This is a genomic window from Chromobacterium piscinae (assembly GCF_021129175.1).
GTDB classification, from domain to species: domain Bacteria; phylum Pseudomonadota; class Gammaproteobacteria; order Burkholderiales; family Chromobacteriaceae; genus Chromobacterium; species Chromobacterium piscinae.
This window is the reverse complement of record NZ_JAJOHV010000107.1, coordinates 1-18,065: the sequence shown is the minus strand read 5'-3', so window position 1 is coordinate 18,065 and position 18,065 is coordinate 1. Positions and strand designations below refer to the sequence as shown.

15 protein-coding genes and 7 tRNA genes are annotated in these 18,065 nt (G+C 64.0%); 5 read left to right on the top strand and 17 right to left on the bottom strand.

The features are described from left to right. From LQR33_RS21605 to LQR33_RS21575, 7 genes are all read right to left on the bottom strand, one after another. Nucleotides 1–1,199: methyl-accepting chemotaxis protein (locus LQR33_RS21605; RefSeq protein ID WP_231470375.1), on the bottom strand; the 1,199-nt coding region annotated here is incomplete at its 3' end. Between the two features lie 40 nt (nt 1,200–1,239). Next, nucleotides 1,240–1,785, bottom strand: a complete 546-nt coding sequence (locus tag LQR33_RS21600) for a chemotaxis protein CheW (protein ID WP_205692649.1) — start codon at nt 1,783–1,785, stop codon at nt 1,240–1,242. A 21-nt stretch (nt 1,786–1,806) separates the two neighbouring features. After that, nucleotides 1,807–3,405 (bottom strand): methyl-accepting chemotaxis protein, encoded by a 1,599-nt coding sequence (locus LQR33_RS21595; protein WP_231470374.1) that lies wholly within the window; start codon nt 3,403–3,405, stop codon nt 1,807–1,809. After that, complete coding sequence (locus LQR33_RS21590; protein WP_231179476.1) at nt 3,402–5,618, bottom strand: chemotaxis protein CheA; 2,217 nt, start codon at nt 5,616–5,618, stop codon at nt 3,402–3,404. The genes LQR33_RS21595 and LQR33_RS21590 overlap by 4 nt, the downstream gene beginning before the upstream one ends. Next, nucleotides 5,608–5,904: an STAS domain-containing protein gene (locus LQR33_RS21585; protein ID WP_231470373.1), complete on the bottom strand. Its 297-nt coding sequence runs from the start codon at nt 5,902–5,904 to the stop codon at nt 5,608–5,610. The genes LQR33_RS21590 and LQR33_RS21585 overlap by 11 nt, the downstream gene beginning before the upstream one ends. Nucleotides 5,905–5,930: 26 nt before the next feature. Continuing rightward, nucleotides 5,931–6,299 (bottom strand): response regulator, encoded by a 369-nt coding sequence (locus tag LQR33_RS21580; protein WP_166441010.1) that lies wholly within the window; start codon nt 6,297–6,299, stop codon nt 5,931–5,933. Between the two features lie 18 nt (nt 6,300–6,317). After that, complete coding sequence (locus LQR33_RS21575; protein ID WP_221668429.1) at nt 6,318–7,208, bottom strand: hypothetical protein; 891 nt, start codon at nt 7,206–7,208, stop codon at nt 6,318–6,320. Between the two features lie 195 nt (nt 7,209–7,403). On the opposite strand from LQR33_RS21575, the gene LQR33_RS21570 reads away from it, so the two are divergent. The 4 genes from LQR33_RS21570 to LQR33_RS21555 all read left to right on the top strand — a co-directional run bounded on the left by LQR33_RS21570 (nt 7,404) and on the right by LQR33_RS21555 (nt 8,948). Continuing rightward, on the top strand, nt 7,404–8,630 hold the full coding sequence (locus LQR33_RS21570; protein WP_221665371.1) for an aspartate kinase: 1,227 nt from the start codon (nt 7,404–7,406) through the stop codon (nt 8,628–8,630). A 62-nt stretch (nt 8,631–8,692) separates the two neighbouring features. After that, nucleotides 8,693–8,786 (top strand) — tRNA-Ser (locus LQR33_RS21565). Nucleotides 8,787–8,792: 6 nt separating this feature from the next. Next, nucleotides 8,793–8,869: transfer RNA gene (locus LQR33_RS21560), tRNA-Arg, on the top strand. Between the two features lie 4 nt (nt 8,870–8,873). Then, nucleotides 8,874–8,948: transfer RNA gene (locus tag LQR33_RS21555), tRNA-Glu, on the top strand. Between the two features lie 116 nt (nt 8,949–9,064). Here LQR33_RS21555 and LQR33_RS21550 read toward each other — a convergent pair. The 5 genes from LQR33_RS21550 to LQR33_RS21530 form a co-directional block, all read right to left on the bottom strand. Then, on the bottom strand, nt 9,065–11,749 hold the full coding sequence (locus LQR33_RS21550; RefSeq protein WP_231470372.1) for a TonB-dependent receptor plug domain-containing protein: 2,685 nt from the start codon (nt 11,747–11,749) through the stop codon (nt 9,065–9,067). 180 nt (nt 11,750–11,929) lie between these two features. Next, nucleotides 11,930–12,004 (bottom strand) — tRNA-Glu (locus tag LQR33_RS21545). A gap of 4 nt (nt 12,005–12,008) precedes the next feature. Continuing rightward, nucleotides 12,009–12,085, bottom strand: a tRNA-Arg gene (locus tag LQR33_RS21540). Nucleotides 12,086–12,090: 5 nt separating this feature from the next. Then, nucleotides 12,091–12,165: transfer RNA gene (locus LQR33_RS21535), tRNA-Glu, on the bottom strand. Between the two features lie 9 nt (nt 12,166–12,174). Continuing rightward, nucleotides 12,175–12,251: transfer RNA gene (locus tag LQR33_RS21530), tRNA-Arg, on the bottom strand. 190 nt (nt 12,252–12,441) lie between these two features. Here LQR33_RS21530 and LQR33_RS21525 point away from each other — a divergent pair. After that, on the top strand, nt 12,442–13,848 hold the full coding sequence (locus LQR33_RS21525; RefSeq protein WP_231179482.1) for an exonuclease domain-containing protein: 1,407 nt from the start codon (nt 12,442–12,444) through the stop codon (nt 13,846–13,848). 64 nt (nt 13,849–13,912) lie between these two features. Here the strand turns inward: LQR33_RS21525 and LQR33_RS21520 are convergent, their stop codons facing one another. From LQR33_RS21520 to flhF, 5 genes are all read right to left on the bottom strand, one after another. After that, the gene (locus LQR33_RS21520; RefSeq protein ID WP_205692650.1) at nt 13,913–14,356 is read right to left on the bottom strand and encodes a DUF2846 domain-containing protein; all 444 of its coding nucleotides are present in this window, start codon (nt 14,354–14,356) and stop codon (nt 13,913–13,915) included. A gap of 76 nt (nt 14,357–14,432) precedes the next feature. After that, the gene (locus LQR33_RS21515; RefSeq protein WP_166441014.1) at nt 14,433–15,182 is read right to left on the bottom strand and encodes a flagellar motor protein; all 750 of its coding nucleotides are present in this window, start codon (nt 15,180–15,182) and stop codon (nt 14,433–14,435) included. A gap of 258 nt (nt 15,183–15,440) precedes the next feature. Continuing rightward, entirely contained in the window at nt 15,441–16,187 is a 747-nt protein-coding gene (locus LQR33_RS21510; RefSeq protein ID WP_166441015.1) for an RNA polymerase sigma factor FliA, read from the bottom strand. Beyond that, nucleotides 16,184–17,062, bottom strand: coding sequence for a MinD/ParA family ATP-binding protein (locus tag LQR33_RS21505; protein ID WP_231179484.1), 879 nt, complete (start codon nt 17,060–17,062; stop codon nt 16,184–16,186). Before LQR33_RS21505 ends, LQR33_RS21510 begins: the two co-directional genes overlap by 4 nt. After that, a partial coding sequence (flhF, locus tag LQR33_RS21500) for a flagellar biosynthesis protein FlhF (protein ID WP_231470371.1) occupies nt 17,059–18,065 on the bottom strand: 1,007 nt, incomplete at its 5' end. The genes flhF and LQR33_RS21505, both read right to left, overlap by 4 nt.

Below are 18,065 nucleotides of genomic sequence, written 5' to 3'. Positions count from 1 at the left end.
CGCTCGGCCAGCTTGCGCACTTCGGCGGCCACCACGGCGAAGCCCGCGCCGTGCTTGCCGGCGCGCGCGGCTTCGATGGCGGCGTTCAGCGCCAAGAGATTGGTCTGGTAGGCGATGTCGTCGATGATGCCGATCTTTTCGGCGATCTGCCGCATCGCCGCCACCGTCTGCAGCACCGCCTCCCCGCCTTCGGTAGCCTCGGCGGAGGCTTTTTCCGCGATGGCTTCGGTGGTACGGGAGTTGTCGCTGGTCTGGTTGATCGACGCCGACACCTGCTCGATCGAGGCCGAGCTCTGCTGCAGGCCGGCGGCCGAGGTGCTGGCGCCCTGGGACAGCGCCATCGCCGTCGAGCTGACTTGCTGCGCGGCGCAGGCGATGCCGTCCGAGCTGTTCTTGACTTCGGCGATGATGGCGAGCAATTGCCGGCACATCTGCTGCACCGAGTCGGACAGGCTGCCCGCCGGCGCGGGCGGCATCTCGACGTCCAGCCGGCCGGCCGCCACCTCGCCTGCGATCCGCGCCACCTCGTGCGGCTCGCCGCCCAGTCCGCGGATCAGCTGGCGGTAGATCATGACCAGCGAACCGACCAGCAGCACCAGCACCAGCGCGCTGACCGCCGCCACGGCGGAGAAGGTTTGCGCGGTGATGCGCTGGGCCTCGCCCTCCACCCGCGCCTGCCGGTCCATGGTCTTGGCGATCAGCGGCTGCATCGCCTGGTCGTTGCGGTCGTATTGCGCCGACAGGCGGTCGAATGACTGGTTGATCGCCAACTGGTCATGGGATTCCAGCGCCGGCAGGTAGCGGGTGTCGATTTCCTGGAAGAAGGCGTCGGCCGATTGCCGCACCTGCTGCGTCAGCAGGTCGCGCAGCTCCTGAGGCAGTTCGCTGTTGCCCCATTTTTTCTGGCCGTCGTAGAAGATGGCGCGCTGTTTCTGCAACTGGTTGGTCAATTGCTGGCGTATCGACGGATCGTTGGTGTTGCGCAGCTGGTTGGCCAGCAGGAAGCTGGAGATCAACTGCTGAGTGGGAGGATCCAGGTCGTTGATGAAATCCTTGCCTATCACCACCTGGTGGTACATGGCGCCGTTGATCATCACGGTGCGCAGGCCCTGCCAGGAGGTGAAGGTCAGCCCTCCCAGCCCCAGCAGAACGCAGGCGGCGAGCAGGATGAATTGCCGGCGGACGGTGAATGTTTTCATCTTGGTTCCAGGCAGTCTGGTTGCATGCGGAGTGGCGGAGTCATTCTTCTTGCGCCTCTTCCTGCCGGCTCAGTTCGGACAGCAGCGACATCTCGCCCACGGACAGCACCTTGTCCACGTCCAGCATCACCACGAAGCGATTGTCTATCCTGGCCATGCCGGAGATGAAGTCGACGCGTATCTTGCTGCCGAACTGCGGCGGCGGCTCGATCTCGCTGTCGGGAATGGCCAGCACTTCGTGCACGGTGTCCACCAGCACGCCGATCAGTTGCCACTGCTCGTCGTGTTCCACTTCGATGATGACGATGCAGGTGCGGCGGTTGATCGTGGTTTCATCGCGGCCGAAGCGCAGCGACAGGTCGATCACCGGCACCACGGCGCCGCGCAGATTCATCACGCCGCGGATGAAGGGCGGCATCAGCGGCACTGACGTCGGTTTGATGTATTCCAGGATTTCCCGTATCCGCAGGATGCCGATGGCGAAGGTTTCGCCGGCGAGCTGGAAGGTCAGGAATTGCCGCACCTCGGCTTGGGCGCCGGGCTCCGGGGCGGCTTCGCTGCGGCGGAGAATATTGAGTGAGGCCATGTCTGTGTCTCTCCTGCCGTTTTAGAACTGCATGAAGCCGTGAAGGTCCGGCGCCGGCGGCTGCGGTCTGCTGGAGGCGCCGGGCTGGGGCGCGGCATGCAGCGATCCCAGGTGGAAAAAGCCTATCAGATCGTGCAGGTTCTCCGCCTGGCGGTTCATTTCCTCCGCGGTGGCGGCCAGTTCTTCGCTGGCGCTGGCGTTCTGCTGGGTGGTTTGGTTCAACTGCTGCACCGCCAGGCTGATCTGGCCGACGCCGCCGGATTGCTCCTTGGAGGCGGCTGCGATCTCCTGCACCAGGTCCGAGGTGCGGCGGCTGGAGCGGACGATTTCCTCCAGCAGGCTGCCGGCGCCGTCCACCAAGTCGACGCTGCTGCGGGCGAGGCCGCTGATTTCCTGAGCGGCCACTTGGCTGCGCTCGGCCAGCTTGCGCACCTCGGCGGCCACTACGGCGAAGCCCTTGCCGTGCTCGCCGGCGCGCGCGGCCTCTATGGCGGCGTTCAGCGCCAGCAGATTGGTCTGGTAGGCGATATCGTCGATGATGCTGATCTTGTCGGCGATCTCGCGCATCGCCCGTATCGTCTGTTGCACCGCCTGGCCTCCCTCGGCGGCCTCGCCGGACGCTTTCTCAGCCATGCTCTCGGTCAGGCGCGCGTTGTCGTTGGTCTGGTTGATCGAGTTGGACATCTGCTGCACCGAGGCCGACGTCTCTTCCAGCCCGGAGGCTTGCTGGCTGGCCGACTGCGCGATCATCTGCGAGGTGGAGTGGATGTGCTGCGCGGCGACGGATAGGCTTTCTGAGCCGTTCTTCACCTCGCCCAGGATGGCGCCCAGCGTTTGTATCGTTTGCATGATGGAGGCGGCCAGGCTGCTCTGGTCGCCGGCGCGCAACGGAATCTGGCCGTTCAGGTTGCCGCCGGCGACCTGGCGCATCAAATCGGCCACCTGTCGCGGCTCGCCTCCCAGCGTGCGCAGCAGGTCGCGGCGGATCAGCAGGCTGATCGCCAGGCTGGCGAGCAGCGCGATGCCCGCCAGCAGCAGCAGGCGGTTGCGGCTGTCGGAGTAGGTTTCTTCCCCTTGGCGGGCGAGGTCGTCGTTCAGCTTGTCTTCGTAGGCGGCGAGCGCTGTGATGGTTTCGTTCAGCTGTCCGCCCTTTCCGGTCAGCAGCTGGGCTGCTTCTTTGCCTTGCTGCCTGGCCAGCAGCGCCAGTGCCTGAAGGTAGTCTTGATGGACGATGCGGCTGCTGTTCTGGATGGCGCTTATCAATTCCCGCTCGCGGGCTTGGGTGCTGGTCTCGCGCAGGAACATCTGCGCCAGTTGCTGCTCGGTGTCTTGGTAGCGGCGCAGCGAGTCCTGCATGGCCTGGGCCGTGCGCGCGGCCTCCTCGGGGCTGGCGGCCAGCAGGCTGTTGCGGATGTCGATGCGGATCTGCTGGTTTTGTTCCAGCAACTGGTGGGACAGTCTGGCCTCGACATTGTTGATCTGGGTGATGTCGTGGATGATGCCGCTGGTGCTGGAGAAGCCATGCAGGGCGGCCGCCACGCATAGCAGCAACAGGGCGATGATGGCCCCGTAGCCCAGCGCCTGTTTGGTTTGGATGCGCAAGCCGGAGAGGGCTGTCATGGCGTGTTTCCTTGCAAGGGTGTGCCGGGGCGGGAGGCGGCGTCGGCGCGCGGCGGCAGCGCGAAGCGCTCGGACTCCTGGCGGCAGGCGCGCTGTATCAGAGAGGGAACATCCAGGATCAGCGCGACTTCGCCGGTGCCGAGTATGGTGGAGCCGCTGATCGCCTTCAGTGTGTTGAACAGCGCGCCCAGCGGCTTGATCACGGTCTGGAATTCGCCCTGCAGCGCGTCCACCACCAGGCCGGCTTTGCGCTCGCCGTACTGCACCACCACCACGTTGCGGCGCAGCGCCGCGGCGGGCGGCAGCTCGAAGAAAGTGTCGAGGTGCAGCAGCGGCAGTAGCTCGCCGCGCAGATTGATGCAGTCGTGCACGCCGTTTTCGGGCAGGCCGTCCGGCAATTCTATGCACTCGATCACGGCCTCTAGCGGCAGCACGAAGGTGGAGGTGGCCACCTCCACCAGAAAACCGTCGATGATGGCCAGCGTCAGCGGCAGCCGGATGCGGAAGGTGGTGCCCTGGCCGGCTTCGCTGTCGATCTCGATGTTGCCGTGCAGCTGTTCGATGCCGCGCCTGACCACGTCCATGCCGACGCCGCGCCCGGACAGATTGGTCACCTGGTCGGCGGTGGAGAAGCCGGCTTCGAATATCTGCTGGAACACCACGCTGTCCGGCGGCTCCTCGTCCATGCCGAGCAGGCCGCGCTCGCGCGCCTTGGCCAGGATGCGTCCGCGGTCGAGGCCGCCGCCGTCGTCGGCCACTTCGATCACCACGCTGCCGGATTCATGGTAGGCGTTGAGCCAGAGATTGCCCTGGGAGGGTTTGCCGTGGGTCTGGCGGACTTCGGTGGGCTCGATGCCGTGGTCGATGGCGTTGCGCACGATGTGCAGCAGCGGGTCGCCGAGTTTTTCCACCATGGATTTGTCCAGCTCGGTTTCGGCGCCGACGATGCGCAGCTGGATGTCCTTGCCCAGTTCGCGCGAGACGTCGCGGACCACGCGCGGGAAGCGGTGGAAGATTTCGCCTATCTGCACCATGCGCATCGACAGCGTGCCGGTGCGGATCTGCTCGATCAGATTGGCGATGCCCAGAGTCGCCTCCACCAATTGCGTCTGCTGCGAGCGGCGCGCGATCAGGTTGGCCGCCGAACCGGCGATCACCAGTTCGCCGATCAGATTGATCAGGCTGTCCAGCTTGCCGGCCTCCACCTTGATGAAGCGGCTCTCGCCAGTGCGGCCGGCGCGGGTTTCGCCATGGACGGGCGCGGCTTCAGGATGGGGCGGAGCATGCGGGTCGGCCGGGGCGGGGGGAGGCGCAGGCTCGGCGAGAGCGGGATCCGGCCCGGCCGCCGCCAGCGGATGCTCGAGCAATGGGTCGACGTCGGAGGCGCTTTCCTCAAGCGGCTGCGGCTGGCCCAGCGCGCCGAACTGCCGCCAAGCGCTTTCCACTTCCCGAGCCTCGTCCGGCGTAGCGCTGGCGCAGGCCTCGTGCAAATGAGCGGCGGCGATCTTCAGCGGCCAGATGAACAGCTCGCTGTCTTCGCGGACGAATTCGAAGACCTCGTGCAGCGATTTCTCGTCGATGTCCGAGTGGTACAGCAGCTCGAAGCGCAGGTAGTTGCTCTCCGCGTCGAAATCGGCGCCGGCGGGCAGCCGGCAGGCGATCGCGTGGATGCCCTCCACGGTGCCCAGCGTCGCCAGATAGCGGATGAAGGAGGAAGGGTCGAGGCCATTGCGCAGCACGTCTGGGCCGAAGCGCAGCGACAGCACCCAGCGTTCCGGCCGGGATGCCGCGGGAGGAGGCGCCTCCCGGGCGGGCGGCTGCATCGCCTGCGGCACGGTCAGATAGCCGAGCAGCGCGGCTTCCAGCGCCTCGTCGCTCAGGGCCTCCAGCGAGTCGCCGGCCGCCAGCGCCTGGATCAGCAGCTTGACGTGATCGTGGCAGCGCAGCAGCAGGCCGACCAGTTCGTCATCCAGCTTCAGCTTGCCGTCGCGCAACTGGTCCAGCAGATTCTCGGCCTGATGGCTGAAGCGGATGATGGGGTCCAGGCCGAACAGCCCGGCCGAGCCCTTGATGGTGTGCATGGCGCGGAACAGCGCGTTCAGTTGCTCCGAGCTGGTCTGCTCGGCCTCGACGTCCAGCAGGATGCTTTCCATCTCGTCCAGCAGCTCGCGGGACTCTTCCAGGAAAGTCTGCATCGCCTGTTCAAGATCCATCGCCGGCTCCGCTGCGCTTGAACGCCAGTTCGCCCTCCATGCCCATCAGGCGGAGGAATTCGCCCAGCGGGCGGCTGGGGTCGAGCAAGCCTATCCGCCTGTTCTGCCTGGTAGCCTCGCGTTGCAGCCACAGCAGCACCTGGAGGCCGGAGCAGTCGATCTCCTCGATCGAGGACAGGTCGAGCAGTATGTCCTCGCCGCTTTGCAGGGCGGCGTCCAGCTCCGCCCGCCATTGCGAGGCCTGGTAGATGGTCTGTTCGTGTCCGGCGACGATCGAATGCGCCATGTCCGCTCCAGGGTTCGTTAGCCGGTTCAGGGCAGGATCAGCTTGGACACCGCGGTCAGCAGCACCGGTGGCTGGAATGGCTTGACCACCCAGGCCTTGGCGCCGGCCTCCTTGCCCTCGCGCTTCTTCTCTTCCGCCGATTCCGTCGTCAGCATGATCACCGGCGTGAATTTGTAATGGGACAGCTGCTTGATGTTCTTCAGCAGGCTGATGCCGTCCATCTGCGGCATGTTGACATCCGAGATGATCAGATGGATCTTGCGGCCGTCCAGGATATCCAGAGCCTCCTTGCCGTTGCCCGCTTCCAGCACTTCGTAGCCGGCGCCGGCCAGCGTCATGCGCACCACCTGCCGCAAGGTGGTGGAGTCGTCGACGATCAATATGGTTTTGCCCATCTGCGACTACCCCGTCATTCAGAAAAAAGTGATATCGCTGGGCCCCGGCGCTTTGTCATTGCCTTCCCGGCTGTGGAGCGCGCGTTGCTCGTGGGTGGTGTAACTGCTCTTCAGCGCGGACAGCCAGGCTTCGGTGTCTGGCGGAGGCGGCAATTCATCTTCGCAATTCAAGGCTTCATGTAGCGAGGCCTCCAGTTGCCAGATGTCGTTTTGCACGTGGGACAGGATCTGACTGACCCGGTCCTGGAATTGGAGATGAGTCAGAACGTCCTCCACGGTGGCGGGCAGGTCGAAGCCGTCGGCCTGGAAGCCGGCGTCGATCTGCTGCTCCAGCGCGTGCAGCCGCTGCGCCAGCGTGCGGGCTTCTCCGGCGATTGCCGCCGCGTGGGCGGCGTCGCCGCCGGACTGGGCCAGCTCGTCCAGCTTCAAGCTGGACTGGCGCAGCTGCTGCAGCTCGGCCGAGAGCCGTCGCTGTCGCTCGGCGGGCGGCTGAGGCGCGTCAGCGGCAGGGCGTTCGGCCGCGTCGATCGCATCCAGGCCGTCATGTTCTGCAGGCTGATGGCCGAGCAGGCGCAGCATGCTGTCGAAACGATGGGTCAGGTGGCCGGCCGCCTCGTCTATCTGCTCGCGGCTGAGCGCGATGTGTCCGGCCCACAGCGGCAGCAGCGCATAGACGTGGCTGGTGTAGTCGCGCCAGTAGCTTTCGCCGCCGCCGCCGGAAACCGGCTGGCGGGGAGAGGAGGCGATTGGGACCGGCCACAGCAGCAAAAGCGCGATCAGCAACGAAGTCAGGCCCAGCGCGGGCCAGAACAAGGGATGATTGATCAGCAGCGTATACTGGATTCCCCCGTTGACGGCCAGGCCGATTTGCAGCCGGATCCAGCGCCAGGGTTGAACAGGGGCGATCATGCAAGGGTCCCGTCGGTCGGATGCGTATTCTTCCTACTGTTTGTAGCCGCTGAGCTGTGGGGATGCAAACAGGCAGCCAATTGTCGTAAACCGCCGGCGCCGGGCGCGGACGCCTAATTCCGCCTTGCATTTATCGACATTCTGTGGTCAGAATCGAAGTTCGACATTTCAACCATTTTGAAACAAGAAGCACGTATGGCACTCATCGTACAGAAGTACGGCGGCACCTCGGTCGGGACAACCGAGCGCATCAAGAATGTGGCCCGTCGCGTCGCCAAGTGGAAGGCCCAGGGGCATGATGTGGTGGTGGTGGTTTCCGCGATGAGCGGCGAAACCAATCGCCTGATCGCCCTGGCCAAGGACATTCAGGACTATCCGGACCCGCGCGAGCTGGACGTGATCGTCTCCACCGGCGAGCAGGTCACCATCGGTCTGCTGGCGATGGCGCTGAAGGAAATCGGCGTGCCGGCCAAGAGCTATTGCGGCTGGCAGGTGAAAGTGGTGACAGACCAGGCCCACACCAAGGCCCGCATCCAGTCGATAGACGAGGGCGTGATGCGCGCCGACTTGAAGGAGGGCCGCGTGGTCATCGTCGCCGGCTTCCAGGGCGTGGACGAGGAAGGCAACATCACCACGCTGGGCCGCGGCGGCTCGGATACCTCGGCGGTGGCGCTGGCCGCCGCGCTGAAGGCCGATGAGTGCCAGATCTACACCGATGTCGACGGCGTCTACACCACCGATCCGCGCGTGGTGCCGGAGGCGCGCCGCTTGAAGACGGTCACGTTCGAAGAAATGATCGAAATGGCGTCGCTGGGCTCCAAGGTATTGCAGATCCGCTCGGTGGAATTCGCCGGCAAGTACAAGGTGCGCTTGCGCGTGCTCTCCAGCTTCGAGGACGAAGGCGAGGGCACCCTGATTACGTTTGAGGAAGATGAGAGCATGGAAAAGGCGGTAGTGGCAGGCATCGCGTTCGATCGCAACGAGGCCCGCATCAATGTGAAGGGCGTGCCGGACAAGCCGGGCATCGCCTACCAGATCCTGGGCCCGATCGCGGATGCCAACATCGAAGTGGACATGATCATCCAGAATGTCGGCGAGAACGGCACCACCGATTTCTCGTTCACCGTGCCGCGCGGCGAGTTCAACCGCGCGCTGTCCATCCTGCGCGAAGTGCAGACCCACATCGGCGCCGCCAAGATCGACGCCGACGACAAGGTGGCCAAGATTTCGATCGTCGGGGTCGGCATGCGTTCGCACTGCGGCATCGCGTCCACCATGTTCCGCACGCTGGCGGAGGAGGGCATCAATATCCAGATGATTTCGACCTCGGAAATCAAGGTGTCGGTGCTGGTGGACGAGAAGTACCTGGAACTAGCGGTTCGCGTTTTGCATAAAGTTTTCGGCCTGGATCAGGCAGCGTAAATATTTTTGCGCGAGCAGCTTGACAGGGAGAGCGCCGCTATTTAATATGGCGCTCTCTGAACGGAGAAATGGCCGAGTGGTCGAAGGCACTTCCCTGCTAAGGAAGCATACGGGCTTAAACCTGTATCGAGGGTTCGAATCCCTCTTTCTCCGCCAGAAACTGCACCCGTAGCTCAGTTGGATAGAGTATCTGGCTACGAACCAGAGGGTCGGGCGTTCGAATCGCTCCGGGTGCACCAAGACGTCCCTATAGTTTAGCGGTTAGAACACCGCCCTTTCACGGCGGTAGCCGGGGTTCGATTCCCCGTGGGGACGCCAGGATTCAGAAAAAAGCCTCGCATGAAAATGCGGGGCTTTTTTTATTGCTTTATTCATTTTTGTGCCGGATTGCGTAAAAAAGGGATGCCTTGCGGCATCCCTTTCTCGTTTTTGCCTTAGAACTTGTGGTTCAGCTCCAGCCAGGCCTGGCGGCCGTAGGGCGCGTAGCTGCCCACCGGGTAGTAAGGCCAGCCGCCGGTGTAGTCCTTTTTGAGAAAATCCTGGACGTTGTTGACGATCAATCCAACCGAGGTTTTCTTGTTTAACTGCCGAGTGACGCTCAGGTTGGCGAGCACGGTCGGGGTCAGATAGCCAGTGCCGGCGCCGTTGGGGATCTTGCCGTAGCGGGTCAGCAGCAGCGTGGACGACCAGTCGCCGATGTTCCAGGTGGTGGTGAAGTCCAGCTTGTCTGGCCAGTCGGTGTTGCTCATGTCGGTCAGCTCGTTCTGGGCTGGGTCGCCGGCGAATTGCTGGTAGGTGTGGGTCAGCACCTTGGTGTAGGTGGCTTTGAACAGGAAGTCGCCCAGCTTGGGGGTGCGTAGGCGGTACTTGCCGCTGAGGTCGATACCGCTGGTGCGCTCGCTGGCGGCGTTGATCGGATTGACGACGATGGTGTTGATCGCGCCGGGGTCCACCACCGCGTTGCTCGGATTGCGTATCACGCGGCGGAGCGCGTCCTGGCACTGGGTGGAGCTGGCGTTCAGCTGGCCGCCGCGGCACAGCGCCTCGTCGCGCAGCAGCTTGTCGGCGCTGAGGGTGGTGACCAGATCGTCGATGGTGATGTTCCAGTAGTCCAGTGAGATGTCTGCGTCGCGGCTGGGTGACCAGACGAAGCCCAGTCCGTACGATTTTCCGCTTTCCGGCTTCAGGCTGGAGTTGCCGTTGCTGATGTAGTTGGAGCCGGGCGAGACACCGGCGTATTGGCAGTTGGCCAGCGGCTGGCCGGCTTGCGCGCAGCGCCAGTAGTCGGTGGTGGACGAGTAGTAGCCTCGGGTCTGGGTCTGGAACAGATAGCTCATGTCCGGCGCGCGAAAGCTGGTGGCGTAGTTGCTGCGCAGCAACAGGCTGCCAATGGGGCGGTATTCCAAGCCGGCGCCGTAGGTGAGCTTGCCTTCGCTGCTGTCTGAGGTCTGGTAACGATCGTAGCGGCCGGACAGGGTCAGGTTGACCGGTTTGGCCAGCGGCAGCAGCAGTTCCGCGCCGGCGGCTTCGCGGGAGCGGGAGCCGCTGGCTCGGATCGCGGGGCTGGCGTTGTAGTACACGCCCTGGTTCAGGCTTTGGTCGGGGTCGTTGCTGAAGCCCTGGCTGCCCCACTCCAGCAAGCCCGCCAGTTTGGCGGGGCCGGCCGGCAATTGGAAGGCTTCGCCGCTGGCGCTCAGGCTGAGCACTTGCAGCCAGGATTTGTTGTTGCCGGTGCTGTTGCCGATCAGGCTGGCGGACTGCGCCGGCGTCAGTGGCTGATAGAAGCGGCCGGTGCTGGGCGCGTAGATCGGAGCGCCCTTGCTATCGGTCCCGAGCTGCGGCCCGAGGAAGTAGGCGTTGACGCCGGAAAGCAGCATCGGGGTGGTGGTGCGGCTGGTGTAGATCGACGCGTTGTACGCCGCTTCGTAGTTCCAGCTGCCGGTCAGGTCGCCACGCACGCCCAGCGTCAGGTTGGCCGCCAGATCATCCCATTTGCGGTTGTAGTTGCTGGTTCCGCCCAGTTCTTCGGGGGCGAAGCGCTTGTTCCAGGCTTCGTAATTGCCGGTGTTCTGGTTCAGGAAGTAGTTTCCTTGTCCGGCAGCGGCGGTCCAGTTGGGGCCGCGGGTGTTGTTTTCCGTGTGCGTGACGCCCAGCATCGCGTCGCTGAACAGCTCGGCGTGCGAATTGATCTGGTAGTTGAGGCTGAGGAAGCCGCTTTGGCTTTGGGTGGCTGTCTGTATCGTCCAGTACGACGGCTTCAGCAGGCCGCTGGCGCAATAGCCTTTTTGGTTGTTGCCCACAGTGGTGACGCTGTTGGCGAACATGCCGGCGAAATTGCCGCAGGCGCTGCCAGCGTCGAGATAAGCGCCGCCGGCGATGCGCCGCGACAGGATGGAGGAAGGGGTTTCTCCAAGGGCGGTGGAGTCGGACATGAAGCCGCGCTGGCGGGACCAGATCGGATTGCGTTTGCTCACTTCCAGGCCGTAGACCGCGCTGAGCTGATCCCAGCTTTTGCCGCCGGTCAGCTGCAGCCTGGCGTTTTCGCCGCCGTGATGCTCGGTGGAGCCTATCTTGACGTTGACGGCGGCGCCGTCGGTTTTCTTCTTCAGGATGATGTTGACCACGCCGGCGATCGCGTCGGAACCGTAGATGGCGGAGGCGCCGCCGTTTAGGATTTCGATGCGGTCTATCAGTGCGGCGGGGATGTTGGCTAGGTTGACGAAGTTGACCTGGCCCTCATAGGCGATCGGATAGTCGGCCATGCGGCGGCCGTTGATCAGCGTCAGCGTGTGATTGGGGCCGAGGCCGCGCAGGCTGATGGCGTTGGCGGCGGGGGTGAAGGTGTTGCCGAAGTCGGCGCCCTGGGTGAAGCCGGTGTTCTGCGTCAGATTGTTCAGGGCGTCGTAGACATTGGTGTAGCCCTGTTTTTCGATATCGTCGCCGGTGATCACGGTGACGCTGGTCGGCCCTTCTTTGGCTGAGCGGGCGATGCGCGATCCGGTGACGGTCACGCGTTCCAGCGAATCGGTTGGCGGCGTGTCGGCCAGGGCTGGCCAGGCGGAGAGAAGCAGTAGGGCGGATAGCAGCCTGGGGTGGGGCGGAGTTTTCGCGGAATGCACGGCGGGCCTGTTCTTGTATGAGTATCAGGAAGAACAGGATATCTCCATGTCATTTTTGTTGTGCGAAGAAAAACGGCAATACAAATGACGCGGCGGCATATTGGCAGATCGGGGCGGAGCCATCTGGCCGCTGAAATGAAAAAAGCCTCGCATTTTCATGCGAGGCTTTTTTCTGAATCCTGGCGTCCCCACGGGGAATCGAACCCCGGCTACCGCCGTGAAAGGGCGGTGTTCTAACCGCTAAACTATAGGGACGTTTTGGTGCACCCGGAGCGATTCGAACGCCCGACCCTCTGGTTCGTAGCCAGATACTCTATCCAACTGAGCTACGGGTGCAGCTTTGGCGTCCCCACGGGGAATCGAACCCCGGCTACCGCCGTGAAAGGGCGGTGTTCTAACCGCTAAACTATAGGGACGCTGATTTTTGGTGCACCCGGAGCGATTCGAACGCCCGACCCTCTGGTTCGTAGCCAGATACTCTATCCAACTGAGCTACGGGTGCACTGTTTCGCGAGACGTTGTGTCTTGCGAGAGGTCGGATATTACAGAGAGGGGTTTTCTCTGTCAACACTTCGTATGATTTTTTTTGCAAAGCCGGTAAACTCGGCAGCTGTCCCTGTCGCGGCGGGCCAACATTTTCAGCCATTTGACATGTTGGCGGCGTGGCCGCAAGACACGAAAGCGAAGCGAGATTGAATACCCTGTTTGCGCAGCCATGCGCCATCATCGACCTGGAAACCACTGGCGGCAACATCGCGCGCGACCGCATCACCGAAGTCGGCGTCGTGCTGATTGACGGCGAACGCGTCGAGCGCTTGTCCTGGCTGGTCAATCCCGGCCAGCCCATCCCGCCTTTCATTGAAAACATGACGGGCATCAGCAACGAGATGGTGGCCGGCGCGCCGCCGTTCGCCGAACTGGCCGACGAGCTGCTGGCCACGCTGCGCGGCCGCCTGCTGCTGGCGCACAACGCACGCTTCGACTATGGCTTTCTCAGGAACGAATTCCGCCGCCACGGCCTGCGTTTCCAGGCGCGCGCGCTGTGCACGGTCAAGCTGTCGCGCCGGCTGTATCCGCAGCATTTCAAGCACAGCCTGGACAGCCTGATTGCCCGCCATGGCATAGAAATGCCGGAGCGCCACCGCGCGCTGGCCGACGCCGAGGCAGTCTACCGCTTTCTCCAGATCGCCGTTGCGGAGCTTGGCCGGGACAAGGTGGAACATGAGGCCGCTCAGCTGCTGTCGCAGCCGGCCGAGCTGTCCAGCTTGTCGGCGGAGCTGCAGCAGCAGGTGGAGGACATGCCGGATTCGGCCGGGGTCTACGCGATGTTCGGCGAGGACGGGCGCGCGTTGTACATCGGCCGAGCGACCAATTTGTACCGCAAGGCGCTGGGACATTTTGCCGAACGCAAGCCCGGGCACAAGAGCCATGAGGTGCGGATAGACGAGCCTGTGGCGAAGGTTGAGTGGCGGGAGAGCTTGAGCGAGTTCGGCGCCCGTTTGCTGGAGTTGCAGTGGCTTGGCCGCTGGCAGCCGCTTCATAACCCGCGGGCCAGGATGATGGGCGAGGTGTGCACGCTGCAGCTGCAAGCCGGCGACGACGCTTTTTCGCGGCCGGTCCCGGTATCCGCCCGCGACATCGACTTCACCCGCACCGCCGATCTCTACGGCTTGTTCCGCCATGCGCGAGAGGCGCGCAAGGCGCTGGCGCAGATCGCGCTGGCCCAGGGGCTGTGCCAGTCGGTGCTGGGGGTGGAGCAGGTGACCAGCCGCAAGGGCGCGCCTTGCGCCGCCTACCGGATCCGCCGCTGCCGCGGCGCCTGCGTCGGCGACGAGGGCGCCGACAGCCACAACGCCAGGTTGCTGGCGGCGCTGCAGCGGCTCAAGGTCAAGCCATGGCCGTTCGAGGGCGCGGTGGCGGTGGCGGAGCGCGACGAGGTGTGCGGCGATGTGGTGGAGCACCTGTTCGACCGCTGGTGCTATCTGGGCAGCCGCCGCAATGGCGGGGCGCTGGAGGGCGAGCCGGCGTTCGATCTTGATTACTACAAGCTGCTGGAGAGCGAGCTGCGCAAGCCGGATAGGGACGTGTCGCCGCAGTAAGCCGGCATGGCTCCGGACATGAAAAAAGGCAAGCGCAGCTTGCCTTTTTCAATTTCAGGAGACCTTAGAGCGGGGCGATCAGCGAGGATTCCTTCACGCCGTCCTGGCCGGTTTTCTCGTCGACTTCTTGCAGCTGGTTGCGGGGAGCGAACAGCCCCATCTTCACTTCTTGCCAGATGTAATAGATTTTGCCGGCGACTGCGTCCAGGGTGACGCTGGAATCGTTCTCGCCCTTGCCGGTGATCGTATGTTTGCCGGCCGGCAGGTCCTTCATGATGTAGCTGTGGGCCACGGTATCGCCGGCCATCGCGTTGTCGATGGCGACCGGCAGCTTCACAGCCGCGCCGAAGTTCTCGTTGCGATAGATGTAGACGCGGGCAGCATCAGCGGTGGGAATCTTGAATTCTTTGGCGGCGGCGTCCGCTTCCTTGGAGGCCATGGGGGTGCTTGCGCAGGCGCTCAGGCCTGCAACCAGCGCGGCAGCGATCAGAATACGCATAGTCGTCATCAGTGGTTGCGATAAAGCGAGATATGATAACGGCAAATTGTAAATTTATGTGAATTTTTGCGTGCTGGCGGCGGCCTTACTCGTGCATCGCCAGATAGCCGCGTAGCCGGCTTTCGATGATGCGCGGGTTCTCGCCATTGGCGATCGCCACCACGCCCTCGACCACCAGCTCCTTCATGGCTACTTCGGACGCCACCAAATGCTTGAGCTTGTTGGCCATGGGCAGGAAAAACAGGTTGGCTGAGCCGACGCCATATACGGTGGCGACGAAAGCCACTGCGATGCCGCCGCCCAGCTTGGTTGGGTCGGACAGATTTTCCATCACGTGGATCAGGCCCAGCACAGCGCCCAGAATGCCCATGGTCGGCGCGTAGCCGCCGGCCGACTCCCAGATCCGGGCCGCTTGCTTGCGGGCGTGCTCGAACATGCTGATTTCCACTTCCATCACCGCGCGCAGCGTGTCCGGCTCGGTGCCGTCCACCAGCATCTGCATCGCCTTCTTGGTGAACGGGTCGCGCTGGGTGGCGATCAGGCCTTCCAGCGCCAAGAGGCCGCCCTTGCGCGAGGTCTGGCTCCAGTTGATGACCTCGCGGATCATTTTCTCGTGGTCGAAATTGGGCGGGCGGAATATCCAGCGCAGCATGCGCAGGCCGGCTATGAACTGTTTGGGCGTGCTTTGCAGCATCACTGCGCTGGTGGTGCCGCCAATGACGATCATGAAGGCGGTCAGCTGCATCAGCGAGCCGATGCTGCCCCCTTCGATGGCCTGGCCGGCGATGATGGCGGTCAGGCCCATTACAATGGCGATAAGACTGATCTTGTCCACAAAAAGGTTCCGTTATCGATCTGGCCTGAGACCCGGCGCGGGGTCTTCCCTTAGGACCTGTTTACGATCTTTTTCGGCAGCGGCCATTTTATGCAGGATGCAGGACGCGAAAAACGGCCCGCCGCAGCATCACTCACTGTCAGGGACGTTTGACAAAGCCATGCCCCGGCGGCAGAAAATGGCTCCGGAGGGCAGCCCGGTCGGCAGATGGCCTGCTGGCCGGGCTGCGCTGCTCGTAAAAAGATCATGAACAGGCTTTTACAGCCAGTCTTTCAATTTTGCGCGCAGACGGGCGATGGCCTGGCTGTGCAGTTGGCAGACGCGGGATTCGGTGACGCCGAGCACCGCGCCGATTTCCTTCAGATTCAGTTCTTGTTCGTAGTACAGCGCCATCACTAGCTGGTCGCGCTCCGGCAGGAACTTGATCGCGCTGATCAGCTGCTGGCGGAAACTGTCGTCCGAGAAGGCGGCTAGCGGGTCGGGCGAATCCTCGTCGGCGATATTGGTCACCGGATTGTGGATGCTTTCATCATCGCCGCCGTTGAAATCCTCGAAATGCAGCAGGGTGGTGCCTTTGCAATCGCCGAGCATGTCCTGGTATTGCTCCAGTTCCAGGCCCATTTCAACGGCGATTTCCGATTCTAGCGGCGTGCGGCCCAGCCGCTGCTCCAGCTTGGAGATCGCCTCCTCTATCTGGCGGGAGTTGCGGCGGGCCTGGCGCGGCAGCCAGTCCTCGCGCCGGAGCTCGTCCAGCATCGCGCCGCGGATGCGCTGGCTGGCGAAAGTCTCGAACTGCACGCCCTGAGCGGGATCGAACTGGCGGGCGGCTTCGATCAGGCCGATCATGCCGACCTGGACCAGGTCGCCCAGCTCCACCGACGCGGGCAGCCGGGCGATCATGATGCTGGCCAGCTTGCGCACCAGCGGGGCGTAGGCCTCCACGTCGATCTCGACGCTGGGGGCTGCTGCGGCATAGCCCGATCGGCGGAAGGACGGAAAGGTCATAAGGGTTTGGCTCCATCTGCCTCGGCCCAATCGCGCGAGGCGGCAATCAGCAAGTCCATGTATCCGGTACTGTCGCGGCTGGTTTCCGGCGCGTCCCACTGCGGCAGCACCGCCGACAGCTGCGAGAAGGCCATCGCCGCCTCGCTGTCCGGGAAGGCCTCCATCAGCGGCCGATGCAGCGTCTGGCTGCGGCGCACCGCGTTGTCCTGCGGCACGAAGCCCACCCAGCGCAGCGAGACGGTCAGGAATTCACTGGTGACCGCCGACAGCCGGGTGAACAGCTCGTGCGCCTCCTCCAGATGCCGCGCGCGGTTGATCAGCACGTTGAAGCGTTGGCGGCCGTAGCGGCTGGCCAGGCGCTTGATATTAGCGTAGGCGGCGGTCAGCGAATCGGCTGCCGGCGTCAGCACCAAGACCAGATTGTCGGCGACGCTGGCCGGTATCGGGTCGCGAACCGGGTCGGGCGCGTCGATCAACAGCGCCGACGCGTCGCGCTCCTGCGCGCCGAATTCGCTGCCCAGCCGCAACCACAACTGGGTGGAGAATAGCGCGCGTTGCTCGGGCTGCGCATAGAGATTGATCAACTGAACGCCTTGCCGCGACACCACCATCATTTCGTCCAGACCTCCGACGCTGACCACCTGGCTTTCCAGCGTGGCGGTGGAGGGCACGCCCAGGCGGCGGGTTTGCACCTGGCCCAGACAGCAATCCACCATGATGGGGCGCAGGCCGGCGTAGGCGAGGCCCAGCGCCAGCTCGGTCACCACGGTGCTGGTGCCGGAGTGTTCTGAGCCGATGAAGGCGAAGCTGGGCGCGCGCTGCCGCTGAGCGGCGAGCAGACGGAGGCTGGCGGCCTGGTCCTGCATGGCGTTCATAGCCATCCAGCCTGAGCCGCCTGCATGATGGACATTTCATCGGCCTGCAGCGCGAACGGGGAGGCGATCTGCTGCGCGCGCATCGCGCGGTCGACCAAGAAGGCGGCGTTGGCCGAATGCAGGTCTTCCGGCACCCGCTGGCCATTGGTGACGTAGTAAAGCTTGAGCCGGTTGCGGATGATCACGTCCAGGCTGGGGCCTTGGGCCACCGCCTCGTCTATCTTGGACAGGATGCAGCCGGACAGGCCGTCGCCGCGGTAGCGTTTCACCACATCCTCCAGCGTGTGGCCGTCGGTATTGGCGGCCAGCAGCAGCAGCCGCTCGATCGGCCGGCCGGCGGTGCGCAGCATGTCGATCTGCGCCAGCACGCGCGCATCGCGCTGGCCCATGCCCACGGTGTCGATGAACACGATGTGGCGGTTGGACAGGTCGGCCAGCGTCAGCTGCAGATCGCCTTCGTTCTGGATGGAGAACACCGGCACGCCCAGGATCTTGCCGTAGATGCGCAACTGGTCCTGCGCGCCGATCCGGTAGCTGTCGGTGGTGATCAGCGCCACGTGCTGGGCGCCGAAGCGCATCGTCGCGCGGGCTGCCAGCTTGGCCACGGTGGTGGTCTTGCCGACGCCGGTGGGGCCGACCAGCGCGAAGATGCCGCCGCGGTCCATCACCTCGCGGTCGGCGTCCGCGCATTTCAGATTGTGCGCCAGCGCCGAGCGCGCCCATTTCACCGCGACCTCGGCCTGGTACTGCGCCGGCATCTTCTCGATCAGCTGGCGGATCAGCTGGGCTGAAAAACCCATGGCCAGCAGGTGTTTGAACAGCTCCAGCCGGTTGGGCGCCTTGCCCTCCATGTCCGACCAGGCGAAGCTGGCCAGCTGGCTTTGCAGCAGGCTTCTGAGCAGCTTGATCTCGTCGCCGATCTGCCTGAGTTCCTGGGCCATCTGTTCTTGCTCCTCGCCATTGGCCGGCTGCGCGGCGGGCTCCGGCGCGAGCGGCCGCGGCG